A 16,996-nucleotide genomic window follows, 5' to 3' on the forward strand; every position below is an offset into this window, starting at 1 on the left:
GGGTCGTCCTCGCTCAGGCGGTGGTGGGATCGAACACCAGGACGCGGATGGGCGTCGGGTCGAAATCGTTGCAGGGGTTGTTCACCTGCGGGCAGTTGGAGATGAGCACCAGCATGTCGCGCGCGGCCAAAAGGTCCACGTGGTCGCCGGGGACCGAGACGCCGTCGACGATGGCGAGCTTGCCGTCCGCCTCGATGGGCACGTTCATGAAGAAGTTGATGTTGGGCACGATGTCCCGCTTGGTCATGCCGTGGGCGGCGGCGGCCATCACGAAATTCTCGCGGCAGGCGTGCATGTAGCGGGTGTGGTGGCCGAAGCGCACCGTGTTCGCCTCGCACGAGCAGGCGCCGGCGGAGGTGTCGTGCCGCCCGCATGAATCGCCCACCACTACCGCCAGCACGTTGCCGAAGTTCGACATGAGCCGGGTGCCTGTCGTCACGTAGGGCGCGCCCTGGGTGAGGATGGTGTCCTGCGCCGAATAGCGCTCGGAGGTGTCGTGGGCGTCATAGACGAGGGTGTCCACCGCCTGGCAGCCCTTCAGGTCGACGATGCGCAGGATCTGGCCCTTCTGGATCACCTTCGACCACGGCCGGTTGGCCGGAACGGTGAAGTCGTAGACCGCCTTGGCGGGGTCGAGCACCGGCTGGGCGAAGAAGGGGGTGGTGGCGGAAGCGGTGTTGAGCGCGGTCATTTTTCCCTCCCTCAGGCCTGGAGATAGGTGGCGTTGTTCTCGAAGCCGCGGCGGGCCTCGGCGGTGGCGGTGCGGCACAGGTCGTCCTCGCCCGGCGCCGGCAGGCGGAACACGGTGGCCTCGATGGGCGCGGGCGCGAAGGTGGTTTCCGGCGCCAGCGGATGCGGGCAGTTGGAGACGGCGACGATGAGATCGAGCTCGGCGCGCAGGTCCACGAAATCGCCGGGCTTCACCACGCCGTCGCGCCACACGGGCTTGTGGTCCACGAACGAGACCGGCGCGAAAAAGGAGATCACGGGCGCCACGTCGCGTGGGCCAAGGCCGTGCTTGGCGGCGGCGAGCCACATGTTGTCACGGGTGTTGCGCAGGGCGGCGTCGCCGTATTTCGCGCGGTTCGAGGCGGGGGTGGAGCCGCCGATGATGGTGTCGTGGGCGCAGCAGCTGTCCTCCACGATGGAGAGCAGCACGCGCCCCATGTCGGAGAGCAGCACCCGGCCCTTGCGGATGTCGGCGGTCCACTGGACTTTCACCGTGTCGGCGCTGTTGTAGCGCTCGGAGGGGTCGGCCAGGTTCCACGCGAACAGCGCCACGCCGGAATTGCCGGCGGTGTTGAGGAGGCGCAGCCCCTCGCCGCAGCGGATCACCTTGGTCCAGTACCAGCCGCCGGGAATGGTCTCGGCGTGGCGCACGGCCTCGGGCGAGATGGGCGCGCCGTCGCGCGCCGTGGGGGCGGGCAGCACGCGGGGGGTGACGGCGTCGCCGGCGGCCTTCAGCTCCTCGTAGCGGCGGCGGCGCTCGGCGATCAGGGTCGCCTTCCCGGCATCGGGGGTGTCGATCGATGATGTCATGTCTCAACGCCTTGAACCGGCGGGTCGTCCCGCCTGATGGCCGTTTTCGCGCCGGGTCGTCCCGGCCGGGGAAAATGACAGGTCAGGGCCGGCCGCGCGGGACGCCGGCGATGCGCGGCGGCCAGATGCCGATGTCCTTGGCGATGCGGGCGCCGTAGCGTCCGCCGTCGGTGGGCTCGTCGCGCCGCCGCTCGAAGGCGATGACGCGGGTGGCGAGGCCGAACGCCTCGGGCAGGTCGTGGGTCACCATCACCGCCGTGAGGGCGCGCTCGTGCCACAGCTTGCGCATCAGCACGTGGATGTCGGCGCGGATGCCGGGGTCGAGGGCGCCGAAGGGCTCGTCCAGCAGCAGCACGCGCGGCTCGGCCATCAGCGCCTGGGCCAGGGCGAGGCGCTGCTGCATGCCGCCGGAAAGGGCGCTCGGATACTTGTCCGCCGCGTGGGAGAGGCCGACCGCGGCGAGCAGCTCGCGCGCCTTCTCCGTGGTGGCGCGGCGCGCGGCGCCGAACAGGCGGCCGAGAAGGCGCCCGCCGGCATCGCGGGCGCCAAGCTCCCGCGCCAGCACCACGTTGCCCAGCACGGTGAGGTGTGGAAACACCGAGTAGCGCTGGTAGACCACGCCGCGATCGGGGCCGGGCTCGGCCGGAATGGGCCTGCCGTCCAGCTCGATCACGCCGCGGGTGGGGACCTCCTCGGAGAGCAGCATCTTGAGGAAGGTGGTCTTGCCGCAGCCGGAAGGCCCGACCAGCGCCACGAACGCCCGCTCCTCGATCTCCAGGTCGATGTCCTCCAGCACCACGCGGTCGTCGTATTCCTTCCACAGGTGGCGGACGCTGATGAGGCTCATTGGGCGGTCCTCGCGGCGGCGAACCAGGGGAAGGCGCGGCGCTGGAGCGCCACCAGCGCGATCTCCATGAGGAAGGCGAGCAGCGTGATCCAGACGACGTAGGGCAGGATCACGTCCATGGCGAGATAGCGGCGCACCAGGAAGATGCGGTAGCCGAGCCCGCTCTCGGAGGCGATCGCCTCCGCCGAGATGAGGAACAGCCACGCCGGGCCGATCTGGAGCCGCACCGAATCGATGAGGCGGGGCAGGATCTGCGGCAGCACCACCCGGAGCACCAGCGTCCACGAGGAGGCGCCGAGCGTCTGCGCCTTGATGAACTGCTGCGGCGGCATGTCGGTGACGCGCAACGCGATGTCGCGCACGAGAAGCGGCGCGATGCCGATGGCGATGAGCGCGATCTTCGAGGCCTCGCCCAGCCCCATGGTGATGAACAGGATGGGCAGGATGGCGAGCGGCGGCACCATGGAGACGACCGCCACGAACTGCCCCAGCAGCGCCCGCAGGTAAGGCAGCACGCCGATGGCGATGCCGAGCACCGCGCCCACCAAAGTGGCGATGCCGAGCCCCGCGAACAGGCGGCCGAGGCTCGCCGCCGTGTCGGACCACAGCGGAATGGTGCCGGTGCGCGCATCCACCGTGAACGCCATGCGCACGATGGCATCGCCGATGGCGGCGAAGGAGGGCAGCAGCTTGTCCGCGGGGTTGTCCGCGAGGCGCACCGCCGAGGCGACGAGATAGAGCACCAGCACGCAGACGAAGGGCAGCAGCGCCAGGACTCGGGCCCATCCTGGGGCGGGGAGTCGATTGACGAGGCGCATCGACGATCCTCTCTCGGCGGGGTTCGGGCGGGTGGCGCGGGCACGGCCGGCGCGACGGGGAGGGGCCCTCTCCCGCGCGGGGGAGAGGGCGGACGGGCGGGGCCGCTCAGAGCTTGCCGGCGGCGGCCTCGGACATGAAGGCGTCGTTGAAGCGGAGCTTCACGTTCTTCGTGTCGCCCAGCACCTTGCCGTCGGCGAGTTCGATGCCCACCACGTCCACGGACGGCGCGCCGTTGCCCAGGAGGCCGTGGTCGAACAGGAAGCGGCGCACCTTGTCCATGGTGACGCCCACCTCGGGCGAGCGGGCGAAGGCGGCCGCGTCGGCGGGCTTGGCGAACAGCTTGGTGGCGGCCATCTGCTTTTCGAAGCCGGCGAGATCGGTGCCGGAAGCCTTGCCCATGGCCTCGCGGGCGGCCTTGCCTTCCGGCGTGTCGGCGATCATGAGGGCCAGCGTCTCGTACCAGATGCCGGTGAGCGCCTTGGCGAAGGCGGGGTTGTCCTTCAGCGTCTGGGTGTTCACCACGGTGAGGTCCATGATCTCGCCGGGGATCTGCGAGGAATCGAACACCTTGTGGGCCTTGGGATCGGCCAGGATCTCGGAGACGATGGGGTTCCAGGTGACCACCGAGGTCACATCAGGGGTCTTCCAGGCGCCCGCCATGTCGGCGTCGGAGGTGGAGACCACCTTCACGTCCTTCTCCGCGAGGTTGATGGAGGCGAGCGCGCGGGCCAGCAGGTAGTGGGAGACGGAGAACTCGACCAAATTCACCTTCTGGCCCTTGATGTCGGTGAGCTTGTCCTTGTCCTTCAGGATCACGGCGTCGTTGCCGTTGGAGAAGTCGCCGATGATGAGGGCGGTGGTGTCCACGCCGCCCACCGCCGGAGTGGAAAGGGCGTCCATGTTGGTGACGGTCAGGGCATCGAAGCCGCCCACCGTGTATTGATTGATGGACTCGGCATAGTCGTTCACCTGAACGACGTCGATGTTGATGCCGTACTTGTCGGCCCACTTCTTGACGATACCGGCTTCCTTGGCATAGCCCCAGGGCATCCAGCCCACATAGATGGTCCAGGCCAGCTTGAAGTCCTTCTTCGGCGCGGCGAAAGCGCTGCCGGTGCTCAGCGGCACCGTGGCCGCGAGCACGCCGAGCGCGAGCGCGCCGGCCTTGAGGATGTTCTGGATGTGGTATTTGCCTGACATCGCCAATTCCCCTCGTGGTTCGAAGCACGCCTGTTTCGGCGCGAGACCCAATCGAGACCTGGAACTGGCGAGACCTAGTGGTGCCAATTCCTGGCCACTGAGGTCTCCCGGGATTTTGCCCCGCCGTGCCCGCGCGGATGTCTCCCGCCCGGGTAGCAGCTCTCGGACCAGCGCCTCCTGCGAGACCGGAACCCTAGCCGCCAACTCATTGCATTCATAAAAATCGGAAGGGCCCTCGAAGGCAACGTCGTTCTTCGGGCACCGTGCCGAAATTTTGCACAGCACTCTGCCCATGCGGAAGTCATGCCGTGGCGCGGGACAGGCGGGGATACGCCCGCACGCGGGGCCTGCGGAAGGCCCCGCCCCGCGTCCATCGCCGATGCCGGCGCAGCCCCTTGGGGGCGTGTCCGGCCGAGGGGAACAGCGCCCTTTTCACCCGCCGCGCGCGTTGCCGGCCCGCGCCGTGCCGGCAACGCTAGAGGCGGCTATTCGCCCACCAGGCCCGGCGGGCGCGGCAGGTCGCCGAAGCCGCGGGTGGGCGGCAGCGTGGGCTCCAGCGGCAGCGGCGGGCGCGCGACATTGGCGGGCGGCCGCTGTGCCGCCGGCTGCGCGGTCGCCGCCGGGCGCGGGCGCGCCTGGGCGCTGGAAGGGGGTGCCGCCTGCTGGGGTGGGGCACGATGGGGCGCGGGAGCGGCGCTCGGCCGCACGGCTTCCGGGGCCGGCGCTGCGGGTGCCGATACGGCCACGGGGCTCCGGGTGGGCTCTGCTGCGGGAGCGCTCGTCGTCGCCGCGCCGGCCGCGGGTGCGCCGGTGGCGGCACCGAAGGGCGTGGGCAAGGGCGGCGGCAGCTCCTGGCGCTCGATCACCCCATCGGCGCGGCGGGGCGCGGGGCGCGCGGGCTGTGCCGTCGCCGGAGCGGCCGGGCGTGCGGGCGCGGGAGGTGTCGCGGCAGCTGGCGGTGCGGCCGGGCGGAGGGCGGTGGCCGGTGCCGGAGGGGGCTGCACGGCAGGGGCGGGCGTTGCCGGGGCCGGCGTCGCGGGGGGCGGCTGCACGGCGGGCAGGGGGGCTGCGGCCGGGGGCGGCGTTGGAACGGTCGGCGCGGCAGGTGTCGGGTTTGCGGGGGGCGGCGGCGCGGCTGGGCGGAGGGCCGTGGCTGGCGGCGGAACCGGCGCGGTCTGCGCGGCGGGCGCGGGCGTCGCGGGAGCCGGTGCTGCGGCGGGCGCGGTCGGTGCCGGGGCGCCGCCGTGCTGCTCCTCCAGGCGGCGCGTCTCGCGCTCGATGGCGCGCATGGCGATGACGCCGGTGAGGCCGGTGGCGCTCACGCGCCGGTCGGGCGCGGCAAGGGTGCCGCGCCATGCGAGCGTGGCCGTGGGGGCGGCGCCGCCCTGGCCGGGGCCCTCATAGTCTATGGCTGTCTCCACCAGCAGCCGCGCGAGGTCGAGGCTGCCGGAGAAGGCGAGCCGGGTGTCGCCCGCCTGGGCGCGGGCGGGGGAAAGGCGCACCACCCCGCCCACCACGCTCAGGGTGGATTCGGCCACCGGCACGGCGAGCGGGCCGCGCATCAGCGCGCGGTCGAACATGAGGGCGGTGTGCCGCTCGTCCGGGGGCGGGGAGAGGCTTTCGGCCTCCGCCAGCACCCCCGCGAGGGCGGCGGGGTCGGCGTCCGGAACGCCGAGGTTCTGCACCGCGATGGTGCCCTGGCCCGAGAGGGCTTGCACCAGCTGCACCGGCGTGCGGCCGCTGCCGCCGAGATCGAGGGAGAGGCTGACGCGGCCGCCGGGCGGCGTGCGCGCGCCGGTCGGCGCGGCGAGCGCGGCCATGTCCACCTTGTCCAGCAGCAGGCGGCCTTCCGCCTCCACCATGTCGTCGGCGCGCCGGCGCACCTCGATGCGCCCACCCACCCTGCCGCCGCCGAAGGCGCCGGAGATATCCCGCAGCTCGACGCCGGTGCCGTCGCTCGCGAGCCGCAGCTTCCCCTGCTCCAGCACATAGGGGCCGATCAGGGCCAGCCGGCCGGCTTCGAGATCGACGCCGAGGGCGACGCCGTTCACCGGATTGGGCAGGAAGCGGGCATTGCTCCAGGTCGGGGCGGAGGGGCCCGCCGTCGGCTCCGCCGCACGCGCGCCGAACAGGCCGACCAGGGCCGGCGCGGAGAGCGTATCGAAGGACAGGTGGCCGGTGAGGCGCGGCACGCCGCCGGGCTCCAGCGCCAGCGCGCCGGCAAGGGGCGCGCCGCCGAGCGAGCCTTCGAGGTTCGCGGCCTGCCACGACCCGTCCGCGCGGGAGAGGGCGAAGGCGAGGGCGGCGGGCACCGGGGCGTTGCCGGCGGCGGCCGCGACCTGCGGCAGCAGGCGGCCGATGTCGGCGCCGTCGGCGCGCACCGCGAGCTGCGGCACGAAGGCGCCGTTGACGAGCCGCGCCTTGCCCTCGGCGGTCAGGTTCACGCCGGTGGCGGTGAGCGCCGCGCGCACGTCGCCCTCGCCCTGGGTGAGGGGGGAGAGGCTGAAGGTGCCGTGGACCGCGCCGAGCCTCGGGCTGAGCCCGCCGATGCCGAGCGCGCCCAGCACCGCCGCGCCGTCGGCCGCGTCGGCGGTGAGCGACACCGCCAGCGGCACCCCGGCGGTGCTGCGGGTGAAGGCCGCCTCGCCGGTGATGCGGCCGAGGCTGCCGGTGCTGGTGATGCTGCGGCCGCCGGCTTCGCCCCACACCACGGCGGTGGAGAGCTTCACCGGCGCCGCCACCGGCACCAGGCGCGCCACCACCTCGGCGGTCTCGGGCCCGGCCACCAGGGCGGCCACGGGCACGAGGCCATCGGCCTTGGTTCCGCTCATGGTGAGGTTGAATTCGCCGCGCGGGGTGGTGGAGAAGTTCTCCATCCAGCCCGCGCCCTCCAGGTGGAGGCCGGCGAGGTCGTCCATCACCATGCGCTTCACCCGCCAGCTGCCGCCGGTAGCGGCGGCATCGAGGACGAGGCGGCCCAGAGGCTGGCCGGCGACGGTGAGGTTGCGCCCGTCGAGCTTCAGGCTGGCGTCGGCTCCGCCGCCGACGGCGGTGGCCGCCCGCTGCAGCGCCGCCACCAGCGGGTCGAGCGCGAAGCCGTCCATGGCGAGGCTCATGTCCAGCTTGGGGCCGCCGCTGTCGGGCAGCGCGGCGGAGATGGAGCCGGTGAGCCGGCTGTCGCCGAAAGCGGCATTCAGGTTGTCGAGGGCGAGGGCGCCGGCGGAGAGCTTCAGCCGGGTCGCCAGGCGCGCCGGCCCGGACGCGCTCGCCGCGAGATCGCGCGCGGCGTCCGGAGCGGCCCAGCGCAGGAAGGCGGCGGGGTCCTCCGCGGCGAGGGAGAGGTTGCCGGAAAAGCCGCCCGCCTCCGGCGCGCCGGAAGCCTTCAGGGTGGCCTTGCCGGGGAACTGGGCCTCGGCGGTGTCGATGCGCCAGCCGGCATGACTGCCGGTGATGTCGAGGCGCACGTCGCGCACCACGGTGCCGCCCAGCATGAGCTGCTCGGCGGAGACGCCGATGCGCGAGGCGATGTCGGGCGCCGGCAGCTCGGCCAGCAGGCGCGCGCCGCGCGCCAGGGCCTCGGCCGGGCGCACTGCGGGGCTGGTCCCGTCCGTGGCGGCGCCGCCGGAGGCGCCGAGGGCGTCGAGATCGAGGCTGCGGGCGTTCAGCACCACATCGAGCCCGATGGCCCGCCCCAGGGTGAGGCGCGCGGCGCCGGCGAGCTGCGCCGGGGTCGCCTCGCCGCCCAGGGCCAGCTCCAGGCTGTCGGCCAGCACCTGGGCGGGGGAGGCCTTCAGGTGGCCGGAAAGCTGCCAGGATTCGAGCCCGCCCGCGCCCTTGCGGATCAGGCTCGCGCGGCCGTCGAAGCCGGGCACGCCATCGGCGGCGGAAAGGGCGCCGTCGAGATCCACCTTGTAGGGGCGGGTGCGGCCGTCGAGCACGAGGCGCAGCTTGCCGCTGCCGGCGTCGTCGACCTTGCCCAGTGTGGCGCGCACGCTGAAGCGGGCGCCGGAGGCCGCCACCTCGCCGTCGAGCTTGAACGGGCCGGAGAGGGCGCGGGCCTCGCCGGTGAGGTCGATGTCGTCCAGGGTCACGGTCTGGTCGGAGGCACGGTCAAGCAGGTCGAGGCTGCCGTCGCGCACCTCCAGCCGCGCCACGCCCAGTTCCGCCGGGCGGCCGGCGCCGGTGGGCAAGGCGATGCGGCCGTTGCTGTCGATGACGATGCGCATGCGCGGCTCCACCAGCGTGACGCCGGTGGCCTCCACCTCGCCGCGCATGAGGGCGCCGAGGGAGAGCTCCGCTTCGAACTCGCGCACCGTGCCGCCGGTGGAGACCACGTCGCCCAGCGTCACGTCCGTGAGGGTGAGGCGCGGGGCGGGCAGGATCTCCGCCTCGATGGAGCCGCGGATCACCACCGGAATGCCCAGGGTGCGGGCGATCTCGCGCTCGAAGGTGCCGCGCCAGGCGTTCCAGTCCACCACCAGCGGCGCCGCGAAAGCGGCGAGGATGGCGAGCGTCACCGCAGTCGCGAGGCTGATGAGGATCCCTTGCACGCCCGTCTCCCCGGTCGCCCGCCGGATGCGGGCCGTTTCGGCGCCAGGGTCTTTCCCATTTCCATGAAACGGGAAAGACCCTGGTTTCCTGCGTTGACGCGTTTCCTTCGCGCGAGCCCGCTTCCACTTCGCCCGAAAACGCTCCAGTGTGGCGCATCTTGGCGTCGATGTTGCGGTGCGAAAAGAGGCCGTCCATCCCTTTTCGCACATCTGGGCGCGTTTGCGTGCGACGGCGCTCAGGCCGCGATGATCTTGCCCGGATTCATGATGTCCAGCGGGTCGAGCGCGCGCTTGATGGCGGCCATGGCCGCGAGCGCCTCGGCGCCGTGCTCGGCCGCCATGTACTTCGTCTTGCCCTGGCCGATGCCGTGCTCGCCGGTGCAGGTGCCGCCCATGGCGAGCGCGCGCGCCACCAGCCGGCCCATGAAGTCCTTCGCCTTGGCGAGGTCGGCGGCGTCCTCCATGTCCACCATCAGCACGGTGTGGAAGTTGCCGTCGCCCACATGGCCGACGATGGGGGCGATGAGCCCCATGGCCTCGATGTCGGCCTTGGTTTCCTCCACGCAGTCGGCGAGGCGGGAGATGGGCACGCACACGTCGGTGGCCACCGCCTTCGCGCCGGGCCGCAGCAGCAGCGCCGCCCAATAGGCGTCGTGCCGGGCCTGCCACAGGCGCGAGCGCTCCTCCGGCCGGGTGGAGAATTCCGAAGGCCCGCCGCCGAATTCGGCGGCGATGGCGCCGAAACGCTCGGCCTGCTCGTGCACGCCGGCCTCGGTGCCGTGGAATTCCAGGAACAGGGTCGGCGTCTCGGCGAGGCCGAGCTTCGCATAGGCGTTGCACGCCTTCACCTGCACCTCGTCCAGCAGCTCGATGCGCGCGACCGGAATGCCGCTCTGGATGGTGGCGATGACCGTGTCGCAGGCGGCGGCGATGGAGGGGAAGGGGCACACGGCGGAGGAGATGGCCTCCGGGATGCCGTAGAGCTTCAGGGTGATCTCGGTGATGATGCCGAGCGTGCCCTCCGCGCCCACGAACAGGCGGGTGAGATCATAGCCGGCGGAGGACTTTCGCGCGCGGGTGGCGGTGGTGAGGAGGCTGCCGTCGGCGGTCACCACCTTCAGGGAGAGCACGTTGTCCTTCATGGTGCCGTAGCGCACCGCATTGGTGCCGGAGGCGCGGGTGGAGACCATGCCGCCCAGGGAGGCGTCGGCGCCGGGGTCGATGGGGAAGAACAGGCCCTGGTCGCGCAGCTCCTCGTTCAGGCGCTTGCGGGTGACGCCGGGCTCGATGACGCAGTCGAGGTCGGCGGCGTTCACCGCGAGGATGCGGTTCATGCGCGAGAGGTCGATGCACACCCCGCCGCGCGGGGCGTTCACCTGTCCCTCGAGGGAGGTGCCCGCGCCCCAGGGGATGACCGGCACCTGATGGGCCGCGCAGATGCGCACGGCTGCCTGCACATCTTCCGTGCATTCCGCGAACACCACCACGTCTGCGGGCTCGTTGGGCAGGTAGGTGGTCACATTGGCGTGCTGCTCGCGGATGGCCGCATTGGTCACGACCTTGTGACCCAGCGCGGATTTCAGTTCCGCTGTGGCGGAGACGACACGGTCGCCATGGAGGGGCCGGGAGTTCGCTTCTGCGGCAAGCATTTACTTTTCCTTAACTTTGATCCCCCTCCCCGGAAGGAGGGGTGATTCGGCTTCCGGCGGAAGTGGTAGGAGATGGCCATCTGGAGGTGTTTTCAGTTTGACAGTGATATTTCCGAATCGCTCCGTCCGCCAGATTTTGCTCCATTTCCGGGGTGACGATGGCCGCTAATCACGGCACAGTGCTCAGCCAGGAAGCAACTCCAAGACAGGGTGCGGCTGCCATGCTGGATCGGATCGACTTCGAGCCCGTATTCTTCGCCCCGTTTGTCTCATCCGCCAGAAAGGTGGAGCGGGCGTGGATCGATTATAACGGCCATTTGAAGATGGCTTACTATAATCTTCTCTTCGATCAGGCGATGGACGAGGCACTAACACTTCTCGGCCTGGGGCCGGATTATGCGCAGGAGCGCGGCTCGTCCTTTTTCACTGCGGAAGCGCATGTGCGTTACCTCAGGGAGATCACGCCCGAATGCCCGGTGCGGGTCACGCTGCGCCTTCTCGACTATGACGAGAAGCGCATCCACCTCTACCAGGTGCTGCACCATGCGGCCGAGGGCTGGGCCTCGGCCATCTGCGAACAGGTGGCGCTGCATGTGGACCTGAGGCGGCGCCACGTCATCCCCTTCCCGGACGACGTGCTGGAGCGCATCGCGCTGATGCGCGCCACCCATGCCGCGCTTCCCGCGCCCGAGGGGCTGGGGCGGCGCGTGTGCATGACCGCCCGCTGCTGAAGGTCGCCTGCGCGATCCCTTTGGGCGCAGCCGGGCGCGCGGTGCTCACCGGTCGAGGTGGTGTTGGTTGACAGGTGAGGCGGTGGCCTGTATCTCCGCGCCACCGCCTGCCTCTTTCTTGGGCCGTGGCGCGGAACCTCCTCAAAATCAATGATCTGACTTCCCTGCAAGGAGCGGGCCGGAAACTCTGTGCTGCCATTGCGTGCAATGCAGGGCAGCTATGCTGACCTATTTTCTTGCGGAGCGTCCGGTGTTGCATATCCTGGGGTCATCAAGGGCAATCGCCCGGGATGACCCGGAACAGGAGGCCTCCATGAGCGCCGTGACCTATCCCGCGAAGTCGTTCACCCTCTCCAGCGCGGCACCTTCGGTCGCGGGGAAGCCGGCACACGGCCTTCTCGCGCGCATGCTCGAAGCCGTCATCACTACGCGCGCCGCCCAGGCCGAGCGCGAGGTCGCCCGACATCTCGCATTCCGCGTGCACGACCCGCACGTTTCCGACTTCTGAGCGGGGCGCGACCATGCGCAAGCCGATGATGCCCGGCCTCGCGGCCGGGCATCATCGGTGACCTGCAAGGTTGCTCGCCACATGCCGCGTCGGGCCGGCATGCCGAAGATGCTCCGCAGCACCGCTGCCGCGCCGCATTCCTCGCTGGCGTGCGGCGCTGTCCGCCGCGTGTCGCGGTTCTTGTTCCTGCGGGGGAAGGTCGGGGAGGGGAGGTGGCCGTGTCGGACTTGCTCCGTATTGCCGCTCCCTCCCCGATTCCCCCGGCGCGGCGGGCTCGCGCGGGCCTGCATGGCCGATATCGAGGGCCTGGAGGGTGTCCTCCTTTCATGGAATTGGGGAAACGCTCCAGCTTCTCGATGCGACGCGTTTTCTTCACGCGAACCGGTTTCCACGTCGCGCGAAAACGCTCCGTGGGCTTTTCTCACGGCCCTTTTCTCACGGGCCCTTTTCTCAGTCCCGTTCGGCGCCGGTCGAAGTGGTGGAGGGCGTGCGGAACCGGCGCCACCCATGCCACGCCGGCGGGGGGCGCGACAGGCACGTGGCCGGTAGGCGCATTCCCGGCGGGGCCATTCCCGAAGCGTGGCACGCGGCGGCGTGGGGGTGCGAAGCCGGCGCGACAGGGCCGGATGCGTCATGCCGTCGGCCCCGGTCTTCGACCGGCGCCCAGCGGGCTTCGCCCAGGCGCCGCGCGGGCTTGAACGAAGGCTCGGGAGCTAGGCTCGCGGGCCCCGGTATCAGCTGTCCGCCGCCACGACCAGCGTGGCCCAGCCTTCGATATGGCGGCGCGACACCAGGTGGAGGCCCTGGCTGCGATAGGCCGCGAGGGCGGCCGGCACCTGCGACACCAGGAGGCCGGAGAGGACGATCAGGCCGCCGGGCGCCAGCAGGCCGGCGAGCGGCCGGGCGAGCCGCTTCAGCGGCGGCAGCAGGATGTTCGCGAGGATGAGATCATAGGGCCCGCCCTCGAAGATGGTGCGCGCGTCCGCGCCCGCCGCATGCAGCAGGGTGACGCCGGGCCCCGCCTTGTTGGCGCGGGCATTGGCGCGCGCGGTACGCACGGCCACGATGTCGATGTCGCTCGCCACCACCTGGGTATGGAAGCAGCGGGCGGCGGCGATGGCGAGCACGCCGGTGCCGGTGCCCACGTCCAGCACCCGCTGCGGCCGGCCGCGGCGCGCCACGTCGGTGATGGCGGCGAGGCAGCCCTGGGTGGTGCCGTGGTGGCCGGTGCCGAAGGCGAGCGCGGCCTCGATCTCGATGCCGATGGCGCTCGCCGGCACGCGCGCGCGGTCATGGGCGCCGTGCACCATGAAGGGGCCGACCTTCACCGGGGCGAGGCCCTCCAGGCTCGCGGCCACCCAGTCCTTCTTCTCCACGGTGGCGAAGACCGCGCCGGCGGCCACCGCTTCCCCGGCCGCCAGGGCCACCAGCTCGCGCAGGCGGTCGGCGTCGAAGGCCTCGCCGGCATAGACCTCCACTTCCCAGTCATCCTCCGCGCGCTCGAAGTGGGTCACGGCCACCTCGGCGGGGTCGAAGGTCTCGGAGATGAGGTCGGCGATGCGCATCGCCGCGGCGCGCGAGGCGGCCACGCGCATGACATGGGAGGCGTCGTTCGGGGGAAGGCCTTCGAGCATCGGGGGCGGGTATCCGGCTTCGGGGGCGGCCCGGCCGCGCGGGGCGGCGCCGAGAGGCGCCGGGCCGGCGGCATCGGCCGCATGGGGCGCTTGTCGGCCACGCCGCGCCGGTCCGTCAAGGCCCCGGCGGTGGGCGGGATCCATGAGGCGCCGGCCTTCGGCCAGCGCCTCATGGATCCCGCCCACAGGCGGGTTTCGCCCAAACGCGGTGCCGGCGTGACCACGGGCCTGCGAGAACAGCGCGCGGACCCTTGATCTCACGCCTTCTCCACGAAGGTCTCCAGCACGCGCTTCTCGCCGGCCTTGTCGAACTGCACCGTCAGCTTGTTGCCGTCGATGCCGATGACCTCGCCGTATCCGAACTTGATGTGGAACACCCGCTCGCCCCGGCTGAAGGCGGAGGCCGTTCCGGTGGAGGTGGCGAGGAGCGTGCCCTCGATCAGGGGCGGCGTGCCGCGCTGGGGCGTGCGCCCGCCGCGTCCCGCACCGTAGCCGCCGCGCTCGCCGAAACCGGAAGCTTCGCCGCGCGCGCCCTGCTGGGCCCGTTGCCAGCCGGGCGTGGAATAGGAGGAATTGCCGAACGAGCCGCCGCCCGCGGAACTGCCCGAGGAGCCGCCCATGCGGTCGAACCGGCTCTCGCCGTAGCCGGCATTGCCGTAGCTCGATCCGCCATAGCCGGAGCCGCCCCAGCCCATGCCGCCACGGCTCTCCTCCACGCGCACGTGGGCATCGGGCAGTTCGTCGAGGAAGCGGCTCGGCACGGTGGAGTTCCACAGGCCGTGGATGCGCCGGTTGGAAGCGAAATAGATGCGCGCGGACGCCCGCGCCCGCGTGATGCCCACATAGGCGAGGCGGCGTTCCTCCTCCAGGCCCGCCTTGCCCTGCTCGTCCAGCGCGCGCTGGTGGGGGAACAGGCCCTCCTCCCAGCCGGGGAGGAAGACGGTGTCGAATTCCAGCCCCTTGGCGGAATGGAGCGTCATCACCTGCACCGCGTCCTCGCCGGCGCCCGAGTCTGTGTCCATCACCAGGGAGATGTGCTCCAGGAAGCCGCCGAGGTTCTCGAATGGCTCCATGGAGCGCACCAGCTCCTTGAGGTTTTCCAGGCGCCCGGTGGCCTCGGCCGAGCGGTCCTTCTGCCACATCTCGGTATAGCCGCTCTCGTCGAGCACGATCTCGGCCAGCTCGGTGTGGGAGAGCACGCGGGCCTGCTCGCGCCAGCGGGCGAACATCTCCATGAGGCCGCGCAGGGTGCCGCGCACCTTGGGCTTCAGCTCCTCGCTCTCGGTGAGGGCGCGGGCCGCCTCCTGCAGCGGCACGCCGGCGGCGCGGGCCACATCGTGGATCTGCTTCAGGGTCGCGTCGCCGATGCCGCGCTTGGGCACGTTCACGATGCGCTCGAAGGCGAGGTCGTCGGCGCCCGAGTTCACGCAGCGCAGATAGGCGAGCGCATCGCGGATCTCGGCCCGCTCGTAGAAGCGCGGGCCGCCGATGACCCGGTAGTTGAGGCCGAGGGTGACGAAGCGGTCCTCGAACTCGCGCATCTGGAAGGAGGCGCGCACCAGGATGGCGATCTGCGAGAGGGGATGGCCGGCGCGCTGGAGCGCCTCGATCTCCTCGCCGACCGCGCGGGCCTCCTCCCCCGAATCCCAGGCGCCGGTGACGGTGACGTGCTCGCCATCCTCGCCTTCCGAGAACAGGGTCTTGCCCAGCCGCCCCTCATTGTGGGCGATGAGGTGGGAGGCGGCGGCGAGGATGTGGCCGGTGGAGCGGTAATTGCGCTCCAGCCGGATCACCGTGGCGCCGGGGAAGTCGCTCTCGAAGCGCAGGATGTTGTCCACCTCCGCGCCGCGCCAGCCGTAGATGGACTGGTCGTCGTCGCCCACGCAGCACACGTTCTTCGAGCCCTGGGCGAGCAGGCGCAGCCAGAGATATTGGGCGACGTTCGTGTCTTGGTACTCGTCCACCAGCAGGTACTTGAACCTGCGGTGGTATTCGGCGAGCACGTCCGGATTCTCGCGGAACAGGCGGATGCCTTCCAGCAGCAGGTCCCCGAAATCGACCGCGTTCAGCGCCTTCAGTCGTGCCTGATAGGCCACGTAGAGCGCGCCGCCCTTGCCGTTGGCGAACACGGCGCCCTCGCCGGCCGGCACGTCCTTGGGCGAGAGGCCGCGGTTCTTCCAGCCGTCGATGGTGGCGGCCAAAAGGCGCGCCGGCCAGCGCTTCTCGTCGATGTTCTCGGCCGCCAGAAGCTGCTTCAGCAGGCGGATCTGGTCGTCGGTGTCGAGAATGGTGAAGCCGCTCCTCAGGCCCACCAGCTCGTGGTGGCGGCGCAGCAGGCGCACGCCGATGGCGTGGAAGGTGCCGAGCCAGGGCATGCCCTCCACCTGGTCGCCGACGATGGTGGCGATGCGCTCCTTCATCTCCCGCGCGGCCTTGTTGGTGAAGGTCACGGCCAGGATCTGCGAGGGAAAGGCGCGCCCGGTGGCGAGGATGTGGGCGATGCGGGTGGTGAGCACGCGCGTCTTGCCGGTGCCTGCGCCGGCCAGCACCAGCAGCGGGCCCTCCAGCGTTTCCACCGCCGCCCGCTGCTCGGGGTTCAGGCCATCAAGATAGGAGGGGCCGGCGGCGGGCGCCGCCATGGCCGCCTGCGCCCGCGCCGCGATGCCGCCGGGGCGCGGGGCGGGGTTCTCGGGCGCCGGCGCGGCCGCATGCCGGCGCGATTGGGGCAACTGGGTCAAGGGCACTGTCTCGCGGGAGCGTGATTCTCTGTCGAGAACAAAATGGCACCCAATCACGGCGATTGCGAGAGGCGCCCGGCACGGGGCCGGACCGGGCGCGTCATTTTAGCAGATCCATCGTCCCCTCGCGGCGCCAGGTGCGGGCGCGCAAGCGCGGCGCGAGCCACCACGACAGCGGGATCGACACCAAAGCTGTGCCCCCCACCACCCATGGCATCAGGCGCATGGCGTCCTGGGAGAGGGGTGACAGCAGCAGCACCAGCGTGGCGGTGAAAAACGCCATCGCCTGCACCATCAGGAAGAGCATGACGGAGATTTGAAGTCGCACGGACATGACGTGCTCCTTTCGAAAACGGGTCTCGATAAGGAAACAGTCCACGCGCCGAAGGGTTCCTTACGGGCGCACCCGCGTCTCAGGCGGCCGGCTTCGGCAAATATACCACATAGAACTTGCGCACGGGGGTCACGTTGCGCCAGGTGCCGGTGAAGCCCGAGGGAATAACGAAGGAGTCCCCCGCCTTGTAGACCTCCACGTGGCCCGAGGTGTCCGTGAGCTCCACCGTGCCCTCCAGCAGCGTGCAGAACTCGTCCTCCTCGTAATTCACCGAGAGGGTCGAGCGCTCCGAGGCCCAGAAGCCGGCGGAAAAGGCGCCGGTCTTGTCCTGGTACCATTCGTGGACCGTGGTGGCGGTGGCCGGGTCCACCGGCGGCGCGGGATTGAAGCGGATGGAGCGCAGGGTCATGGCGGCCTCGGCGGGTGGGGGTTCGGGGCCATCCATGG

13 protein-coding genes and 1 riboswitch are annotated in these 16,996 nt (G+C 71.1%); of the genes, 2 read left to right on the plus strand and 11 right to left on the minus strand.

All coding sequences use genetic code 11. From position 1 onward, the window contains the following. Positions 1 to 13 precede the first annotated feature (13 nt). The 7 genes from V5F75_RS08930 to V5F75_RS08960 form a co-directional block, all read right to left on the minus strand. Entirely contained in the window at positions 14 to 691 is a 678-nt protein-coding gene (locus V5F75_RS08930; protein ID WP_394034723.1) for an urea amidolyase associated protein UAAP2, read from the minus strand. A gap of 11 nt (positions 692 to 702) precedes the next feature. After that, complete coding sequence (locus tag V5F75_RS08935; protein ID WP_394034722.1) at positions 703 to 1,539, minus strand: urea amidolyase associated protein UAAP1; 837 nt, start codon at positions 1,537 to 1,539, stop codon at positions 703 to 705. 82 nt (positions 1,540 to 1,621) lie between these two features. Then, positions 1,622 to 2,386 (minus strand): ATP-binding cassette domain-containing protein, encoded by a 765-nt coding sequence (locus V5F75_RS08940; protein ID WP_394034721.1) that lies wholly within the window; start codon positions 2,384 to 2,386, stop codon positions 1,622 to 1,624. Then, a complete protein-coding gene (locus tag V5F75_RS08945) occupies positions 2,383 to 3,204 on the minus strand; it encodes an ABC transporter permease (protein WP_394034720.1) in 822 nt (273 codons plus the stop codon). Before V5F75_RS08945 ends, V5F75_RS08940 begins: the two co-directional genes overlap by 4 nt. Positions 3,205 to 3,310: 106 nt before the next feature. Continuing rightward, a complete protein-coding gene (locus V5F75_RS08950; RefSeq protein ID WP_394034719.1) occupies positions 3,311 to 4,405 on the minus strand; it encodes a putative urea ABC transporter substrate-binding protein in 1,095 nt (364 codons plus the stop codon). Positions 4,406 to 4,507: 102 nt separating this feature from the next. Then, positions 4,508 to 4,613: riboswitch (guanidine-I (ykkC/yxkD leader) on the minus strand. A gap of 277 nt (positions 4,614 to 4,890) precedes the next feature. After that, a complete protein-coding gene (locus V5F75_RS08955) occupies positions 4,891 to 8,955 on the minus strand; it encodes an AsmA family protein (protein WP_394034718.1) in 4,065 nt (1,354 codons plus the stop codon). 236 nt (positions 8,956 to 9,191) lie between these two features. Next, a complete protein-coding gene (locus tag V5F75_RS08960) occupies positions 9,192 to 10,604 on the minus strand; it encodes an FAD-binding oxidoreductase (protein WP_394034717.1) in 1,413 nt (470 codons plus the stop codon). A 221-nt stretch (positions 10,605 to 10,825) separates the two neighbouring features. Between V5F75_RS08960 and V5F75_RS08965 the strand changes: the two genes are divergently transcribed. Both V5F75_RS08965 and V5F75_RS08970 read left to right on the plus strand, forming a co-directional pair. Then, positions 10,826 to 11,335 (plus strand): thioesterase family protein, encoded by a 510-nt coding sequence (locus V5F75_RS08965; RefSeq protein WP_394034716.1) that lies wholly within the window; start codon positions 10,826 to 10,828, stop codon positions 11,333 to 11,335. 313 nt (positions 11,336 to 11,648) lie between these two features. Beyond that, entirely contained in the window at positions 11,649 to 11,843 is a 195-nt protein-coding gene (locus tag V5F75_RS08970) for a hypothetical protein (RefSeq protein ID WP_394034715.1), read from the plus strand. A gap of 734 nt (positions 11,844 to 12,577) precedes the next feature. Here V5F75_RS08970 and V5F75_RS08975 read toward each other — a convergent pair. The 4 genes from V5F75_RS08975 to V5F75_RS08990 form a co-directional block, all read right to left on the minus strand. Next, entirely contained in the window at positions 12,578 to 13,477 is a 900-nt protein-coding gene (locus V5F75_RS08975; protein ID WP_394040978.1) for a 50S ribosomal protein L11 methyltransferase, read from the minus strand. A 257-nt stretch (positions 13,478 to 13,734) separates the two neighbouring features. Then, positions 13,735 to 16,215, minus strand: coding sequence for an ATP-dependent helicase (locus tag V5F75_RS08980; RefSeq protein ID WP_394036920.1), 2,481 nt, complete (start codon positions 16,213 to 16,215; stop codon positions 13,735 to 13,737). A gap of 100 nt (positions 16,216 to 16,315) precedes the next feature. Then, entirely contained in the window at positions 16,316 to 16,549 is a 234-nt protein-coding gene (locus V5F75_RS08985; RefSeq protein WP_394036918.1) for a hypothetical protein, read from the minus strand. A 79-nt stretch (positions 16,550 to 16,628) separates the two neighbouring features. Beyond that, the gene (locus V5F75_RS08990; protein WP_509212164.1) at positions 16,629 to 16,958 is read right to left on the minus strand and encodes a cupin domain-containing protein; all 330 of its coding nucleotides are present in this window, start codon (positions 16,956 to 16,958) and stop codon (positions 16,629 to 16,631) included. Positions 16,959 to 16,996: the final 38 nt, after the last annotated feature.

The sequence above is a fragment of the Xanthobacter albus genome (assembly GCF_043194895.2).
Classification (GTDB): Bacteria; Pseudomonadota; Alphaproteobacteria; order Rhizobiales; family Xanthobacteraceae; genus Xanthobacter.